Origin of the sequence: Streptomyces sp. NPDC001194, from assembly GCF_042896985.1 — a bacterium.
Lineage (GTDB): Bacteria > Actinomycetota > Actinomycetes > Streptomycetales > Streptomycetaceae > Streptomyces.
Genome location: NZ_JBIAXU010000013.1, coordinates 1 through 14,455 on the forward strand (window position 1 = coordinate 1; position 14,455 = coordinate 14,455).

The window sequence follows — 14,455 nt, forward strand, 5'->3', positions numbered from 1 at the left end:
AGGGGGGACCCTGTGGGAGAGTAGGACGCCGCCGAACAATCATTGTGGGAAAGCCCCGCACCTTATGGTGCGGGGCTTTTCTGCGTTTACGGGCAGGTGGTCCTGTGATTGGATCCGGGGCATGGATCAGTTTGTGATGCGTGCAGTGCGGGCCGGCGAGTGGGAGAAGGTCAAGGAGCTGCGGATCGCCGCGCTCAATGACCCCGCGGCGCCGGTGGCCTTCCTGGAAACCCTGGAGCAGGCCGAAGCCAGGCCCGACGAGTTCTGGCAGGACCGTGCGAAGGGGGCTTCGCACGGGCGGCACGCGCGGCAGTTCGTGGCCGAAGCGCCCGACGGGCAGTGGGCCGGCTCCGTGACCGTCCTCGTCGAAGAGGGCGGGAGCACCGATTTCTTCGAGCGCGCCATCGAGCAGACCCAGGGGCACCTGGTGGGTGTGTTCGTACGTCCCGAGCAGCGCGGTACCGGGCTGACCGAAGGGCTCTTCGCGGCCGCGCTCGAGTGGGCCTGGTCGTTGGAGGAGCCGGCGCTGGAGCGCGTACGGCTCTTCGTGCACGAGGAGAACGCACGCGCCGCGGCCTTCTACCAGCGGTTCGGATTCCGGGCGACCGGGGAAGTCCTGCCGGTGCCGGCGGATCCGGGCGCCAAGGAACTCGAGTACGTGTTGCCGCGTCCCTAGCGGACACCCCCTAGTGCTGGAGGGCTGCCGCCTCCGGCCAGCGGGCGCGGGCCTGTTCGCGGCTGCGGGACAGGGCGAGCAGGGGAAGGGACCCCTCCTGCAGGAGCTCCGGGAGCTGGGGGATCGGGGCCACGGCCGCGACGTCCTCCAGCACCAGCGCGAGTGGTGGGTCGAGCCGGCCGTGGGATGACCGTGCGGCCATGCGGCGGCCGTGCTCGACCACGCTCGCGGCGAGTGCGGTGAGCAGCGGCATCGCACCCGGGTGGGTACGGGGATCTTCCAGCGATTCGCCCACCACGTACAGGGTGCCCCCTTCGGCCACGAACGATGCCAGGGTCAGTGCATCTGTTCGGTTCGGGTTGCAGGCCTCGCGGATGTGGATCGACGTGAGGCAGGAGAGGGCACGGGCCGTCAGGTGCTGCGCCTGCTCGCGGCGTTCGGGGTGCGCGGTGAGGGCGCTCTCGAGCTCGCCGGCGGCGCCGGGGGCGGCTTGGGGGTGCGTACGCAGGATGCGGACCGGGTCCTGGGCGCTGTTGCCCTGGGCCCAGCGGTGCAGCTGCTTGAACGGGCGGTCGTCCAGGGCCACCGCTTGCAGCCAGCTGCGCAGGAGGGTTTCCGCCGTATCGGCGATGGCCGCGTCCATGCGGGCCTGGGGGCGTACGGGGGCCAGGAGCGCGATCGCGCGGGCGGCGGCGGTATCGCGGTCGGCGCAGGCGTCGGCGGGGTTCCAGTGCATGCGGGCCGGGGTGTCGCAGAGGTGTGAGGGGTCGTAGAGGAGGACCGGGCCCAGTTTGGCGCGGGCGTCCTTCGTCTCCGCCCAGAGGGCGGGGGAGGAGGTGACGACCAGGGCCGCGCCTTCGGCTGCCGCCAAGGCCCGGAGGGCCAGGGCGTGGCGCTGGGCGGGAGTGCCGTAGGCCATGCCGGTGGTGCCGTTGCCGCCGCCTTGGGCGGGGGCTCCGCCCCCGTGCCCGCCGGCTTCGAACGGCGGCGGGGCCGGACGGGGCACCGGAGCCGGGACGGGCGGTGCGGGTGCGTGGTGCGGAGCGGCCGGGATCGTGGGGCCGGGACTGTCGGGGATGCCGTCCCCGGACCCCCGTGCATCGAAAGCCGGTTGGGCCGTGTGGGCCGGATGGGCCGGCTGGGCCGCCGGGTGCGGATCGGCCGGTGCGGGCGGCGGGGCCGGCTTGGAGCGGCGGGACCTCGTACGGGCGACGACGCCCATGACGAAGATCGTGAGCACGAGCAGGATCAGGAGCTGGCTGATGAACAGGCCCCAGAACAGGCCCCAGCCCGAGAGGGCCGACGGGGCCGTGTCCGGCCAGGCTCCCTGGATGTCGTGCGGCTGAGCTATCAGGGCGCGGACCGCGCCCGGGGTGCGGGTGAACGTCACCGCGGACGGCCAGGCGCCCTTCGAGAAGAGCGCTGCCAGTCCCGTGGACGTCCAGACCAGGGTCGCCAGACCCAGGAGGAACGCCAGGAGGGCGATCAGGAGGGCGTCCGGGATGCCGCCCGCTTGGGCGTTCCGTTCCTCGTGCATTTAGGCCACCGTTGTTGCCGAGCCCGGGCCGCCGTTGCGGTGGCGTTCCATCAGGAGGGCTCTTTCCTCCGCCTCCAGTTCGGCCGCGAGCAGGTCGTCGGGGAGCTGGGGTCCGGACGAGGACTCCGTCATGGCGCGGTCGGTGTAGACGAGGGGGCGTTCGGCTTCCGTGATGAGGTGTTTGACCACCTGCACGTTGCCGTTGACGTCCCAGACCGCGATGCCCGGCGTGAGGGTCGGGATGATCTCCACCGCCCAGCGGGGCAGGCCCAGGACCCGGCCCGTCGCCCGGGCCTCGTCGGCCTTCTGGGCGTAGATCGTGCGGGTGGAGGCCATCTTGAGGATGGCTGCCGCCTCGCGTGCCGCGGCCCCGTCGACCACGTCGGACAGGTGGTGGACGACGGCCACGAAGGACAGGCCGAGGCGGCGGCCGAACTTCAGCAGGCGCTGGAACAGCTGGGCCACGAACGGGCTGTTGATGATGTGCCAGGCTTCCTCGACCAGGAAGATGCGCTTCTTGCGGTCGGGGCGGATCCAGGTGTGTTCCAGCCAGACGCCCACGATCGCCATCAGGATCGGCATGGCGATCGAGTTGCGGTCGATGTGGGAGAGGTCGAAGACGATGAGCGGGGCGTCGAGGTCGATGCCCACCGTCGTGGGGCCGTCGAACATGCCGCGCAGGTCGCCGTCGACCAGGCGGTCGAGGACGAGCGCGACGTCGAGGCCCCAGGCGCGGACATCGTCTATGTCGACGTTCATGGCCTCCGCGGACTCGGCCTCCGGGTGGCGGAGCTGTTCCACGATGTCCGTGAGGACCGGCTGGCGGTCGCGGATCGCGTCGACGACGTACGCGTGCGCGACCTTGAGCGCGAAGCCGGAGCGCTCGTCGAGGCCGTGGCCCATGGCGACTTCGATGATGGTCCGGAGCAGCGCGAGCTGGCCGGTCGTCGTGATCGCCGGGTCGAGGGGGTTGAGGCGGATCCCGTCGTCGTTGGCGGCGATGGGGTCCAGGCGGATGGGGGTTATCCCCAGCTGCTGGGCGATGAGGTTCCACTCGCCGACGCCGTCCTCGCCCTGGGCGTCGAGGACGACGACCTGGCGGTCCCGGAAGCGGAGCTGGCGCAGGACGTACGTCTTCTCCAGGGCGGACTTGCCGTTGCCGGACTCGCCGAGGACCAGCCAGTGGGGGGCCGGCAGCTGCTGGCCGTACAGCTGGAAGGGGTCGTAGATGTAGCCCTTGCCGCTGTAGACCTCGCGGCCGATGATGACGCCGGAGTCGCCGAGTCCGGGGGCGGCGGTGGGCAGGTAGACGGCCTGCGCCTGCCCGGTGGAGGTGCGTACGGGCAGGCGCGTGGTCTCGACCTTGCCGAACAGGAAGCTGGTGAAGGCGTCCGTCAGAGCGGACATGGGATCTCGCATGGGCGGCACTTCCCTCCAGCTAGCGTCGGATGCCGGTGGCGAACGGCAAGGTGTTGACGAAGGCGCGGTGGTGCTCGCGGTCGCACCACTCCAGCTTCAGGTAGGACTTGCCCGCCGAGGCGCGGATGGTGCGCTTGTCGCGGGCGAGGGCCTCCGGAGAACGCGAGGACACCGTGATGTACCCGACGAGGTTGACTCCTGCCGCACCGCTGGCGAGATCTTCACCTCTTTGGTCGAGGCGGCCGTGGGCGGCGATGTCGCGGGGGTCGACGGTGCGGTTCATCTTGGCGGCGCGGCTGGCGTCGGCCTCGTCGTTGGTCTTCTCGGTGAGCATGCGCTCGATGGCCACCTCGGTGGGCTCCAGATCCATGGTGACGGCGACGGTGCGGATCACGTCGGGGGTGTGGACGAGGAGGGGCGCGAGGAAGTTGACGCCGACCGGGGTCATCGGCCACTCCTTCACCCAGGCGGTGGCGTGGCACCAGGGGGCGCGGGTGGAGGACTCGCGGGTCTTGGCCTGGAGGAAGGTGGGTTCGACCGCGTCGAGTTCGGCCGGCCAGGCGTTGCGCTTGGTCATGGCCTGGATGTGGTCGATGGGGTGGTCCGGGTCGTACATGGAGTGCACGAGGGAGGCGAGGCGGCCTTGGCCGAGGGGCTGGCGGACGCGGATGTCCGCCTCGGCGAGGCGGGCGCAGATGTCGGTGAGCTCGCGGGCCATGACGATGGCGAGGCCGGCGTCGCGGTCGAGCTTGCGGCCCTTGTGGGGGGTGCCGGCGCGGGCGATGGTGTGGGCTTCGGCGGCGAGTTCGCGCGTGTAGTGCATGCAGGCGACGAGGTACGCGCGGTGCTGCTCGGAGGAGGTGGAGACCATCGACTGGAGCTGGTCGTACGAGTCGCGCAGCCAGACGGGGGCGCTTGCGTCGCCGCGCTGGGCGACGTCCTTGGCGTGGGCGTCCGGGTCGGCGGGGAGCGTACGGGCGAGCATCTGGAGGCGGGTGACGAAGCCGTCGCCGTTGGCCACGTGCTTGAGGAGGGTGCCGAAGCGGTCGACGAGGGCTTCCTGGTCCTCGCTGTCGCGCAGGCCCACGCCCGGGCCCTCGATCTCGATGGCGGCGGTGACGGTTCTGCGGTCGGCGTGGAGGAGGACGGCGATCTCGTCGGGGCCGAAGGGGGCGGCGAGCCAGTTGATCCGGCCGATGCCGGGGGGCGGGCCGACCTCGACCTCGCGGCCGTCGGCGGCGCGGACGCCGGCCTCCATGGCGGAGGAGCGGTACGTCGTACCGCGGCGCAGGGTGCGCTTGTAGCTGCGGTTGATCTCGAACCACTTGTAGAAGGTGCGGCCCTTGTACGGGACGTAGACGGCGGCGAGCGCGAGCATGGGGAACCCGGCGAGGCTGACGATGCGCAGGGTGAGGTCGGGGACGAGCAGGCCGCTCATCATGCCGAGGAACGCGCCGACGATGATCAGGGCGATCTCGCCGCTCTCGCGGTTCTTGCCGACGATCGCGTTCGGCCGGGCCCGGCCGATGAGATAGGTGCGGCGGGGCGCGACCGGGTGCAGCTGGTGTGACTGGGTCGTCAACGCCCGTCACCTCCTGTGTTCCTCGTACTCGATCCGGAGCGGGGCGCGGGTGCGGCGGAGGGGGCGGATGCGCCGCCTGCGCCGCCGGAGGGGCGGCTGCTGTGGGCGGCCACGCCTCCGGAGAGGGGGTTGGCGGGGCGGGGGGCGCTGGAGCCGCCGCCGTCACCGCCGCCGCGGTGGGCGCCGCGGCTGCTGTGCGTCTTGATGCCCTGGGATACGAGGGAGGCCGGGGAGCTGATGACGGCTGCGGCCTGGGCGCCGTCGGTGGCCTTGCTGCGGTTGGACCGGGCGGAGGCGATCTCGTCGCCGAAGCCGGGTACGAAGCGGTAGATCATCGCGGAGGCGAAGATGGCCAGGAGGATGATCGCGAGGCCGGAGACCACGGCGGAGAAGGCGTTCGGGCCCTTCTCGCCCGCGAGGGCGCCGGCGAGGCCGAGGACGATGACGATGACCGGCTTCACGAGGATGACGGCGATCATGATGCCGGCCCAGCGGCGGACGTGGCCCCAGAGGTTCCGGTCGACGAGTCCGGCGTAGACGACGACGCCGAGGAGGGCGCCCACGTAGAGGAGGGCGGCCCGGATGAAGAGCTCGAGGAAGAGGACGCCGGCGGCGAGGACGGTGACGAGGGAGACGACGATCAGCATGATCGGGCCGCCGCCGATGGAGTCGCCCTTCTTGAGGGCCTCGATGAAGGAGCCGAAGAAGACGTCGGTCTGGCCGCCGCTCGCCGATGCGATGACTTCCGTGACGCCGTCGGTCGCGGAGACGACGGTGTAGAGGATCAGGGGGGTGAAGGCGGAGGCGAGGACGGTGAGCCAGAGGAAGCCGACGGCTTCGGAGATGGCGGTGGTGAGGGGGACGCCGCGGATGGCGCGCTTGGCGACCGCGAAGAGCCAGAGCACGAGCGTGAGGATCGTGGAGGCGGCGAAGACGACGGCGTACTGCTTGAGGAAGGCGCCGTTGGTGAAGTCGACGTTGGCCGTGCCGTTGACCGCTTTGCTGAGCTCGGTGACGATCCAGGCCGCGGCGTCGGCGCAGCCCTTGGCGAGGGAGGCGAGGGGGTTGAGGGCATCGGCCGGGTCGTTGGGGGCGAGGCCCGTGCGGGGGGCGCCTGCGGCGCCGCTGCCGCGCTCGCAGTAGTCCCGGGCAGGCCCCGCGATCAGCGCACAGGGGTCGTTGCTGGTGCCCGGCGTGGGCGTGGGCGTGGGCGTCGGGTCGGCCGTCGCACGCGCGGCGAGGAGGATGACGGCGGCCTGTACGGCGGCTGCGCTGGCGCTGATGCGGCGGATCGAGGGCCTGCGGTTAGCGGGCATAGGTGAACCCTCCGAATTCGGTGACGGCCTTGCCGATCTCGTCGGAGGTGGACACGGGGTTGTCGCCGGTGACCGGGGTGGGACCGGTCTTCTGGCTGGTCTCGAGGACCCTCCAGTCGGACCCGTTCCACTTGAGGTTGAGGGAGAGGGTGAACCAGCCGTTGGTCACGGGGCGGGTGGACTTCTCGCCGGTCAGCCCGAACAGGCCGACGCACCACACGTCCACCGAGGCGGTGCCGTTGGCGAAGTTCTTGACCTTGGATCCCACCGGGACGGTCCGGCTGACGAAGGTGAAGCCCGCCGGGGCGGTGCCGTCCTTGGTCAGACCGATCTGGGACAGCAGACCGGCCGAGTAGTCGGCGTCGAACCCGGCCTGGAGCTTCGCCCGCGTGCTGGTGTCGGCCACGGCGTCCACGATGGCGTGTCTGCGTGTGGTGTTGAACATGCCGTCAGAGCCCAGCACGACGGCGTAGTTCGAGCCGGCGGACTGGGCGCCCTGTTCGGTTTGGGCGAAGCCCGAGGGGATTCCGCCGTTCTTGCCGTCCACCGGGCGGGTGCCCGTTGCTTCCGTGGAGGTGGCTGCCGGGGGGGATTGGGCGGCCGGGGTTTCGGGGGTGTCTCCGGACTGGTTGGCGAAGGCGATCGCGGCGATCAGGAGGACCACCACGCCGACCACCGTGACCAGGCCGCGCGAGGCGCGGGGGGTGCGGCGGGGCGCGGTGCCGTACGGGTCGGAGGCCGAGTCCGGGAGGCGGGTGCGGGTCTGGCCCGTGCCGCCGACTTCGCCGTACCCGCTGCCGCCGGCGCCGCCGCCGTACTGGTCGTCGTTGCTCATTCCGTGTCCGCCCCCTCCGCCTCGTACGACGGTAGCGCTGGTTGTCTTCAGGTCCGGCAGCCGGTGGGCGGCCCGGCTAGACGGCCATTCCGTAGACGATGGTGAAGAGGGTGCCGAGTGAGCCGATGATGAACACGCCGGTCAGGCCGGCGACGATCAGGCCCTTGCCTTGCTCCGCGCTGAAGGTGTCGCGCAGGGCGGTCGCGCCGATGCGCTGCTTGGCCGCGCCCCAGATGGCGATGCCGAGGCAGAGGAGGATCGCGACGGCCATGACCACCTCGATCATGACCTTCGCTTCATTGCCGAGACTGCCGAACGGCCCCCAGTTCGGGGCGATTCCGCCGATGATGGTGGTGATGTCGCCCTTTTCGGCTGCCAGGATCATGTAACTCACCGCCCCTGTATGGGTAGTTCCGGTAGCCCGTGCCCGACGGCAGGGGTCACGCACTATCTTCGCTGATGAAACCGGCGTCGTACGTCGACTTGACGCCTCTCTTTACCCGATCTCCCGGCCTTCGACCCGTCCGTGCGCTCTGACCTGGGCACGGGTGGCGGGTGCGCGGGAGAACACATGGTCACTCTGTGTATCACGGGGGGTGACCCCGGGCAATGATTGCCCTCTCGGCGTGCGCGCGGCCGCTCGGGTGGCCGCCGTTCGGCGCAGTGTGCGGGCGTGTCGTTGGGCCGAGCCGATGACGTTCGTCCGACATTCCGTCAGTCGTTCGATCTTTGTCCCGGGTTGCGGGAGATGCTCCAGGCCGTCGGGTAGACGCTGAGACGACGCTAGGAGTGGGTCAATGGGTTCCGCAGTGCAATTCGGTCGGCGTGCATGGCTGGCCGCAGGGTTCGCAGTTCCGCTGGTGATCGCGCTCGCGGGCAGCTCGGTTCCGGCGATGGCCGCGGCTCAGGGAACGGGTGCGGCGGTCGCGCCCGGCTGGAGCAGTGCCAAGTGCCCTGAGCCGGACGCGAGGACGCTGCCGGCGAAGGCTCCCGGCAAGGCGGCCAAGGCCGCGAAGGCCAGGAAGGCGGCCAAGCCGGCGAACGCGTGCGGGCCGAAGGGCGACCGGGGTCCCCAGGGGCCCAAGGGTGACAAGGGTCCGAAGGGTGACCGCGGGCCGCAGGGGCCCAAGGGTGACAGGGGTCCGAAGGGCGACCGGGGCCAGACCGGGCCGCACGGGCCGTGCGAGGACATCGACACGGCCCTGGGGCAGAGCGACACGGAGTTCAGCGCCGTGCTGCACCGGGGGCGGACCTCCCTGGGAGCGCGGGAGACGAACACGCCGGTCGGTCCGTACACCTGGAGGGACCTCACGACCCAGCTGAACCCGGGTCACCCGCGCAACGCGTGCGGGGTCGCGGTCAACACCGTGGGCTACACGGTGTACGTGAAGGTGCTGACGACCACGGGCGACGTGTTCGAGAACCAGTGCACGTACACGCCGTCGGCCGTGCTGAGCTGCCCGTCGGGCTGGACGGCGATCATCCGGCCTTGACCGGGTGACCGGGTGACCGGGTGACCGGGTGACCGGGTGAGTGGGCGCCGGTGACGGTGCCGTTTACGCGGACCAGTGGGCGGGCCGGGCCAAGGTCGAGGGGATCTTGGTCGCGGCGTCGCCCCGGGCCGCGCCCAGCTGGGGCTGGGTCAGGAAGAGGGCGTCGCGCAGGTCCGCCCCGCGCAGGTCGGCGTCGCGGAAGTCGGCGCCGATGAGGTCGGCGAGGCGCAGGTCGGCGCCGCGGAGGTTCGCGGCGATGAGGTAGGCGCCGCGGAGGTTGGCGCCGCGCAGGTCGGCGCCGGCGAGGCGGGCGCCCATGAGGTCGGCGCCGCGGTGGTTCTTCTTGCGGGCGGGGGCGTTGGCGCGGGCCAGTTCGCTGGCGCGCAGGAGGAGGGTGTTGACGCGCCCGCGCAGGGCGCCGACGTCCAGGGCGGTGAGGGCGTCCGCGTCGGCCGCGGTCCACCGGACGGTCTCGGCCTGCGCGCTGCGCAGGTCCGCGTGGACCGGGGCGGCGGCCGGGAGGGCGAGGGCCCCGGTGACGTAGAAGAGCAGTTCGTGCAGTTGCCGCAGTACCGGGAAGACCTCGTACATCGCGCCGGCCGTGCCGGGGTGCGTGCGCCAGTCACGGCCGCCGAAGGTCACCTGGGAGACCTGCTGGCCCGCGCCGAAGCAGTCGAAGACGGTGCAGCCCTGGAAGCCCTTGTCGCGCAGGCGGGTGTGGATGCCGCAGCGGAAGTCCTCCCGGAGGTTCTTGCAGGGGGTTCCGGCGGCCTTGTTCACGGCGAAGTCGTTGGACTTGGCGAAGGGCAGCGCGACGCAGCACAGCGCGAAGCAGTTGGAGCAGTCTGCTTGCAGGACGGGCAGCGCGGGCGGTGCGGGGAGCGCGGGCGGGGTGGGGTCGGCGGGTGCGGGGGTGGCGGGGTTGGCGGACACCCCTCCATTGTGACCGGTCGGGGGCGGGGGTCTGGCGGGTCGGGTTACCTGTCGGTAGCGTCTGCGCCATGTCGATCTCCGAGGCGTTCTTCGAGCGGGTCGGTGCCGGGCGGTTCCTGGCCACCGAGTACACGCGCGGGCCGTGGGATCCGGGCTCGCAGCACGCCGGGCCGCCGGCCGCGCTGCTCGGCCGGGCCGTGGAGGAGCGGGAGGGCGCCCGCTCGGACATGCGGATCGCGAGGATCACGTACGACATCCTGCGGCCGGTGCCGATCGGGCCGCTGGAGGTCACCACCTCGGTGCTCCGGGCCGGACGCGGCACCGAGGTGGTCGAGGCCGCCCTCGCCCCGGCCGGGGCCGCGCCGGTGATGCTCGCGCGGGCGCTGCGGATCCGGGTGGCCGGGGAGGCCGTACCGGGCGTGGCGCCGGGGCCGCAGCTGCCGCCGCCCGGGGAGGTGGGGCCGACGGCGTTCTTCCCGGTGCCGTGGGAGACCGGCTACCACTCGGCGATGGAGACCCGGTTCACCGAGGGCGCGTTCGTGTCGCTCGGGCCGGGCACCTGCTGGATGCGGATGAAGGTGCCGCTCATCGCCGGGGAGGAGACCCGGCCGCTGGACCGGGTGCTGGTCGCCGCCGATTCGGGCAACGGGATCAGTTCGGTGATGGACTTCGGCCGGTACGTGTTCGTCAACGGCGACCTGACCGTGCACCTGCACCGCCACCCGGTGGGCGAGTGGGCCTGCGTGGAGGCCGCCACGAGCGTGGACGCGGGCGGGATCGGGCTGGCGGACGCCCGGCTGCACGACGAGAAGGGGCCCATCGGGCGGAGCGCCCAGAGCCTGTTCGTCGCGCCCCGTTCCTGACCCCCGTTCCTGACCCCCGGTCCTGGTCAACCCGCCCGCTCCGCAGGGGAGTCGGTGTGGCAGGCTCGTGCCGGTGGAGGCTCTGAGAGACGTCGATCCCGCCCGTATCGGGGCGCACGCCCTGCTGGCCCGGCTCGGTGCCGGAGGGATGGGGCAGGTGTACCTCGGGCGCTCGCCCGGCGGCCGCCTGGTGGCCGTGAAGGTGATCCGGGACGAGATCACCGGGCATCCGGAGGCCCTCGCCCGCTTCCGGCGCGAGGCCGAGACCGTACGGGCGGTGCGGTCGGCGTACACGGCGAACCTGATCGACGCTTCGCTGGCGGCGCCGCCGTTCTGGCTGGCGACGGAGTACGTGGCGGGGCCGACGCTGGGTCATGCCGTTGCGGAGCGCGGCGGTTTGCCCGCGCCGACCTGCCTGCGGCTGTTCGCGGCCCTCGCGGAGGGGCTGGCGAGCGTCCACGCGTACGGGGTGACCCACCGGGACCTCAAGCCGCAGAACGTCATCCTGGGCGCGCAGGGTCCGCAGCTGATCGACTTCGGCATCGCGCGGGGGGTCGGGGAGACGGCCCTCACCCAGGACGGGCAGGCGCCGGGTACGCCGGGGTACACGGCACCGGAGGTGCTGCTGGGCGCCGAGGCCGGGGCCGCCGCGGACGTCTTCGCGCTGGGCGCGACGCTCGCGTACGCGGCGACCGGGCGGCCGCCGTTCGGTACGGGCGTGGCGGCGACGGTGGGCTACCGGGCGGTGCACGAGCCGATCGACGTGGCCGGGGTGGAGCCGGGGCTGGCGGCGCTGATCGAGGCGTGCGTGGCGAAGGACCCGGCGGCGCGGCCGGGGCCGGCGGAGGTGATCGCCCGGTGCGGGGTGCGGGACGCGCTGGTCGACGACCCCGTGTACCCGGGGCTGGGGGCGCTGGGCGAGGCGGTGCCGGTGCACGAGATGCGCACGCAGGGGCCGGGCCTGCCGACCGGCTACACGCCGACGCAGTACACCCCGCCGCCGGCGGCGGCGCGGGGCGCGGGGCGGCGTACGGCGTGGGCCGCCGCGGCGGTGGCGGTGGTGGCGGCGCTGTCCCTGGCCGCGTGGAAGCTGCTTCCGATCGACGGGAACGGCGCGCAGGCCAAGGGGCGGGGAGAGGGCCGGGACGGCGCCGCCGCGCCCTCGGCGTCGCAGGGCGTCGCCGCCAAGCCGCCCGCCGAGTACATCGAGGGCAACCAGATCTCGCACTACTTCTGGCTGCCCTCCACCGATCCCGAACGCGCCGCTCACGGCACCGGCGCGTGCAACATCGGGGTGGAGCAGAAGGGGCCCGGTGCGGACCTGCAGACCGGTGCCGAGGTATCGGGGAAGTCGGTGACCATCAGCATGCGCGTCAAGTACGCCGAGAACAGCCCGACCAAACCCGATCCCTACTACGTGTCGGTGGCGGTCAGGTCTCCGCACGACCTTGATCCAGCGACCGGGAAGCCCTTCCCCATGGACAACCGGGCGGTGGGCTTCACCAGCAAGCCGATCGACATCTACGGGAAATGGAACACGGGTGAGTTCCTGACGCTCACGTACCCGGACGACTTCGCGGAGCACGTCAACGGAAACACGCGCCCCGGCGTGCCCCTGGCCAACGATCCGGGGGACTGGACGGTGGTCTTCTACCACGTCGAGGATGACCCTGCGAAGTACGCGAGCATCCACTGCACGGGCTTCCAAGCGAGGTAGTGGAGCGGGTGACACGGGCGAATCGCACGTGAAAGCGACGGGGATGGGGGAGTGTTGACGGGTGCGCAGATTCTGGATGGCAGGCGGGATCGGGATCGGATTGTGTCTGAGCTTCCTCGTGCTCATCGTGGTGGGGACGTACTCGGCCGCGGCCGGCCTCGCCGGAGTAGGGTCGGCCGGGGGGCGTGCCCTCGGGTTGGCCAAGGGGGCCGTACCCGCGAAGTACCAGAACCTGGTGCAGAAGTGGGGCACGCTGTGCCCGGCCATGACCCCGGCGCTGCTGGCCGCCCAGCTGTACTCGGAGAGCGGCTGGAATCCGAACGCCGTCAGCCCGGCCGACGCACGCGGCATCGCGCAATTCATCCCGGGTACCTGGGCCGGACACGGCATCGACGGGGACGGTGACGGAGACCGCGACATCTGGGACCCCAACGACGCCATCCCCTCGGCGGCTTCGTACGACTGCGAGCTGGCCAAGGACGTGGCGGGCGTGCCGGGGGACGCGACGAGCAACATGCTCGCGGCCTACAACGCGGGGGCGTACGCGGTCATCAAGTACGGCGGCGTGCCCCCGTACAACGAGACCCAGGGGTACGTGAAGGCCATCACGACCCTTGCCAAGAGCTTCGAGCGGCCCGTCGGGCGGGTGGCGCCCTCGCAGCAGGCGGCCGGGGCCATCTACTTCGCGCAGAAGCAGTTGGGGACGCCGTACCTGTGGGGCGGGAACGGGACGCCCGATCAGGACGGGCGGTTCGACTGCTCCGGGCTGACCAAGGCCGCGTACGAGTCGGTGGGGATCGAGCTGCCGCGCGTGGCCAACGACCAGTACAACGCCGGTCCGCATCCCTCGCGCGAGGAACTGCTCCCCGGAGACCTGGTGTTCTTCTCCGACGATCTGACGAACTCCCGGGCGATCCACCACGTCGGCCTCTACGTGGGCGGCGGATACATGATCAACGCCCCGTACACCGGCGCCGTGATCCGCTTCGACAAGATCGACACGCCGGACTACTTCGGCGCGACGCGTGTCACCAAGGACGGGGCCGCGGCCCTGCCCGACCGCGGCGCCGACGCCAAGTCCTCCTGACCCCGCCGCCCTTGCCACGCTGAGTCAACCCGAGGCCCTGAGCTGCGACGACGAGTCTCTCTTCGATAACGTTGCCGTGATCATTTCGTGGAGAGTGGAACGTGGCGTTCAGAACGGGCGTTCCATGGACGCAGGCTTGATCAACGGGGGGGTTCAGGGGCGCACACCGCCGTGCGCCCGAGGGGAACCGAGCAAGGGCTAAGGGGCCGTATCGCCATGGCTGGACTCACAAACGGTGGGCCGAACGTGGACGTCAGCCTGCTGTACGACATCAACGGACTGGCGCGGCACGCCCCGGCCGCCGTCGACCGGGCCGTCGCACTCGTCGGCTCGTACGGGATCCCGCTGGCCCTGGTGCTGCTCTTCCTGTGGTGCTGGCACGGTACGCGCCGGCAGGACGACGTCACGGCCGCCGAGTCGTTCGCCGCCCTCGTGTGGGCCCCGCTCGCCGCCGCCCTCGTCCTCCTCGTGAACGTCCCGCTGCGCGCGTTCGTGGCCCGGCCGCGGCCGTCCGTCGCGCACAACGGGCTGGACGTGCTCGCCCCGTACCCCGGACCCGGCGACTTCTCCTTCGTCAGCGGCCACGCCGGCCTCGCGATGGCGCTGGGCGTCGGCCTGTTCATCGCCAACCGCAGGCTCGGGCTCATCGGGATCGGGCTGGCCCTCGCCGAGGGCCTGTCCCGGGTGTACCTCGGCGTCCACTACCCCACCGACGTCATCGGCGGCTTCGCGCTCGGCACCGCCGTCGTCCTGCTGCCCGCCCCGCTCGCGATGGCGCTGCTGACCCCGGTGGTGCGGGCGGTGGCCCGCTCGCCGCGCGCCGGCCGGCTGGTCCGCGCCAAGCGGCGCGCCCTGGCGCGCCCGGTGGACCTCGGGCAGCCGCAGGCCCCGCACGAAAGCGACCTCGCGGCCTGACCTCGCGGCCTGACCGTGCGGCCTGATCTCGCGGCCTGACCTCGCGGCCCGGGCCTCGTGTCCCGGGCCCGCCTCAAGAGTG

The 14,455-nt window shown here is 71.9% G+C and carries 13 protein-coding genes; 6 read left to right on the plus strand and 7 right to left on the minus strand.

Annotated features, from left to right (window positions below):
• The first annotated feature begins 121 nt into the window (after positions 1–121).
• Positions 122–676 carry a GNAT family N-acetyltransferase gene (locus tag ACFY1T_RS23685; protein WP_390789942.1) on the plus strand — a complete coding sequence of 185 codons (555 nt, stop codon included), beginning with the start codon at positions 122–124 and terminating at the stop codon, positions 674–676.
• A 10-nt stretch (positions 677–686) separates the two neighbouring features.
• Here the strand turns inward: ACFY1T_RS23685 and ACFY1T_RS23690 are convergent, their stop codons facing one another.
• The 6 genes from ACFY1T_RS23690 to ACFY1T_RS23715 form a co-directional block, all read right to left on the minus strand.
• Positions 687–2,213, minus strand: a complete 1,527-nt coding sequence (locus ACFY1T_RS23690) for a type VI secretion protein (protein ID WP_390789943.1) — start codon at positions 2,211–2,213, stop codon at positions 687–689.
• Positions 2,214–3,632 carry an ATP-binding protein gene (locus tag ACFY1T_RS23695; RefSeq protein WP_030858750.1) on the minus strand — a complete coding sequence of 473 codons (1,419 nt, stop codon included), beginning with the start codon at positions 3,630–3,632 and terminating at the stop codon, positions 2,214–2,216. It abuts the gene before it with no gap.
• A gap of 19 nt (positions 3,633–3,651) precedes the next feature.
• A complete protein-coding gene (locus tag ACFY1T_RS23700; RefSeq protein WP_390789944.1) occupies positions 3,652–5,214 on the minus strand; it encodes an SCO6880 family protein in 1,563 nt (520 codons plus the stop codon).
• Positions 5,211–6,530 carry a hypothetical protein gene (locus tag ACFY1T_RS23705; protein WP_390789945.1) on the minus strand — a complete coding sequence of 440 codons (1,320 nt, stop codon included), beginning with the start codon at positions 6,528–6,530 and terminating at the stop codon, positions 5,211–5,213. The genes ACFY1T_RS23700 and ACFY1T_RS23705 overlap by 4 nt, the downstream gene beginning before the upstream one ends.
• Positions 6,520–7,365: a hypothetical protein gene (locus tag ACFY1T_RS23710; protein WP_390789946.1), complete on the minus strand. Its 846-nt coding sequence runs from the start codon at positions 7,363–7,365 to the stop codon at positions 6,520–6,522. The genes ACFY1T_RS23705 and ACFY1T_RS23710 overlap by 11 nt, the downstream gene beginning before the upstream one ends.
• Before the next feature lie 76 nt (positions 7,366–7,441).
• Positions 7,442–7,750: a hypothetical protein gene (locus ACFY1T_RS23715; RefSeq protein ID WP_008742356.1), complete on the minus strand. Its 309-nt coding sequence runs from the start codon at positions 7,748–7,750 to the stop codon at positions 7,442–7,444.
• Positions 7,751–8,162: 412 nt separating this feature from the next.
• On the opposite strand from ACFY1T_RS23715, the gene ACFY1T_RS23720 reads away from it, so the two are divergent.
• On the plus strand, positions 8,163–8,858 hold the full coding sequence (locus tag ACFY1T_RS23720; protein ID WP_390789947.1) for a hypothetical protein: 696 nt from the start codon (positions 8,163–8,165) through the stop codon (positions 8,856–8,858).
• 63 nt (positions 8,859–8,921) lie between these two features.
• Here the strand turns inward: ACFY1T_RS23720 and ACFY1T_RS23725 are convergent, their stop codons facing one another.
• A complete protein-coding gene (locus tag ACFY1T_RS23725) occupies positions 8,922–9,722 on the minus strand; it encodes a pentapeptide repeat-containing protein (protein ID WP_390790091.1) in 801 nt (266 codons plus the stop codon).
• A gap of 137 nt (positions 9,723–9,859) precedes the next feature.
• Here ACFY1T_RS23725 and ACFY1T_RS23730 point away from each other — a divergent pair, with 137 nt between their 5' ends.
• The 4 genes from ACFY1T_RS23730 to ACFY1T_RS23745 all read left to right on the plus strand — a co-directional run bounded on the left by ACFY1T_RS23730 (position 9,860) and on the right by ACFY1T_RS23745 (position 14,373).
• Positions 9,860–10,654, plus strand: coding sequence for a thioesterase family protein (locus tag ACFY1T_RS23730; protein ID WP_390789948.1), 795 nt, complete (start codon positions 9,860–9,862; stop codon positions 10,652–10,654).
• 73 nt (positions 10,655–10,727) lie between these two features.
• Complete coding sequence (locus ACFY1T_RS23735) at positions 10,728–12,371, plus strand: serine/threonine-protein kinase (RefSeq protein ID WP_390789949.1); 1,644 nt, start codon at positions 10,728–10,730, stop codon at positions 12,369–12,371.
• A 76-nt stretch (positions 12,372–12,447) separates the two neighbouring features.
• The gene (locus tag ACFY1T_RS23740; protein WP_390790092.1) at positions 12,448–13,458 is read left to right on the plus strand and encodes an NlpC/P60 family protein; all 1,011 of its coding nucleotides are present in this window, start codon (positions 12,448–12,450) and stop codon (positions 13,456–13,458) included.
• 216 nt (positions 13,459–13,674) lie between these two features.
• On the plus strand, positions 13,675–14,373 hold the full coding sequence (locus ACFY1T_RS23745) for a phosphatase PAP2 family protein (RefSeq protein WP_390789950.1): 699 nt from the start codon (positions 13,675–13,677) through the stop codon (positions 14,371–14,373).
• Positions 14,374–14,455: the final 82 nt, after the last annotated feature.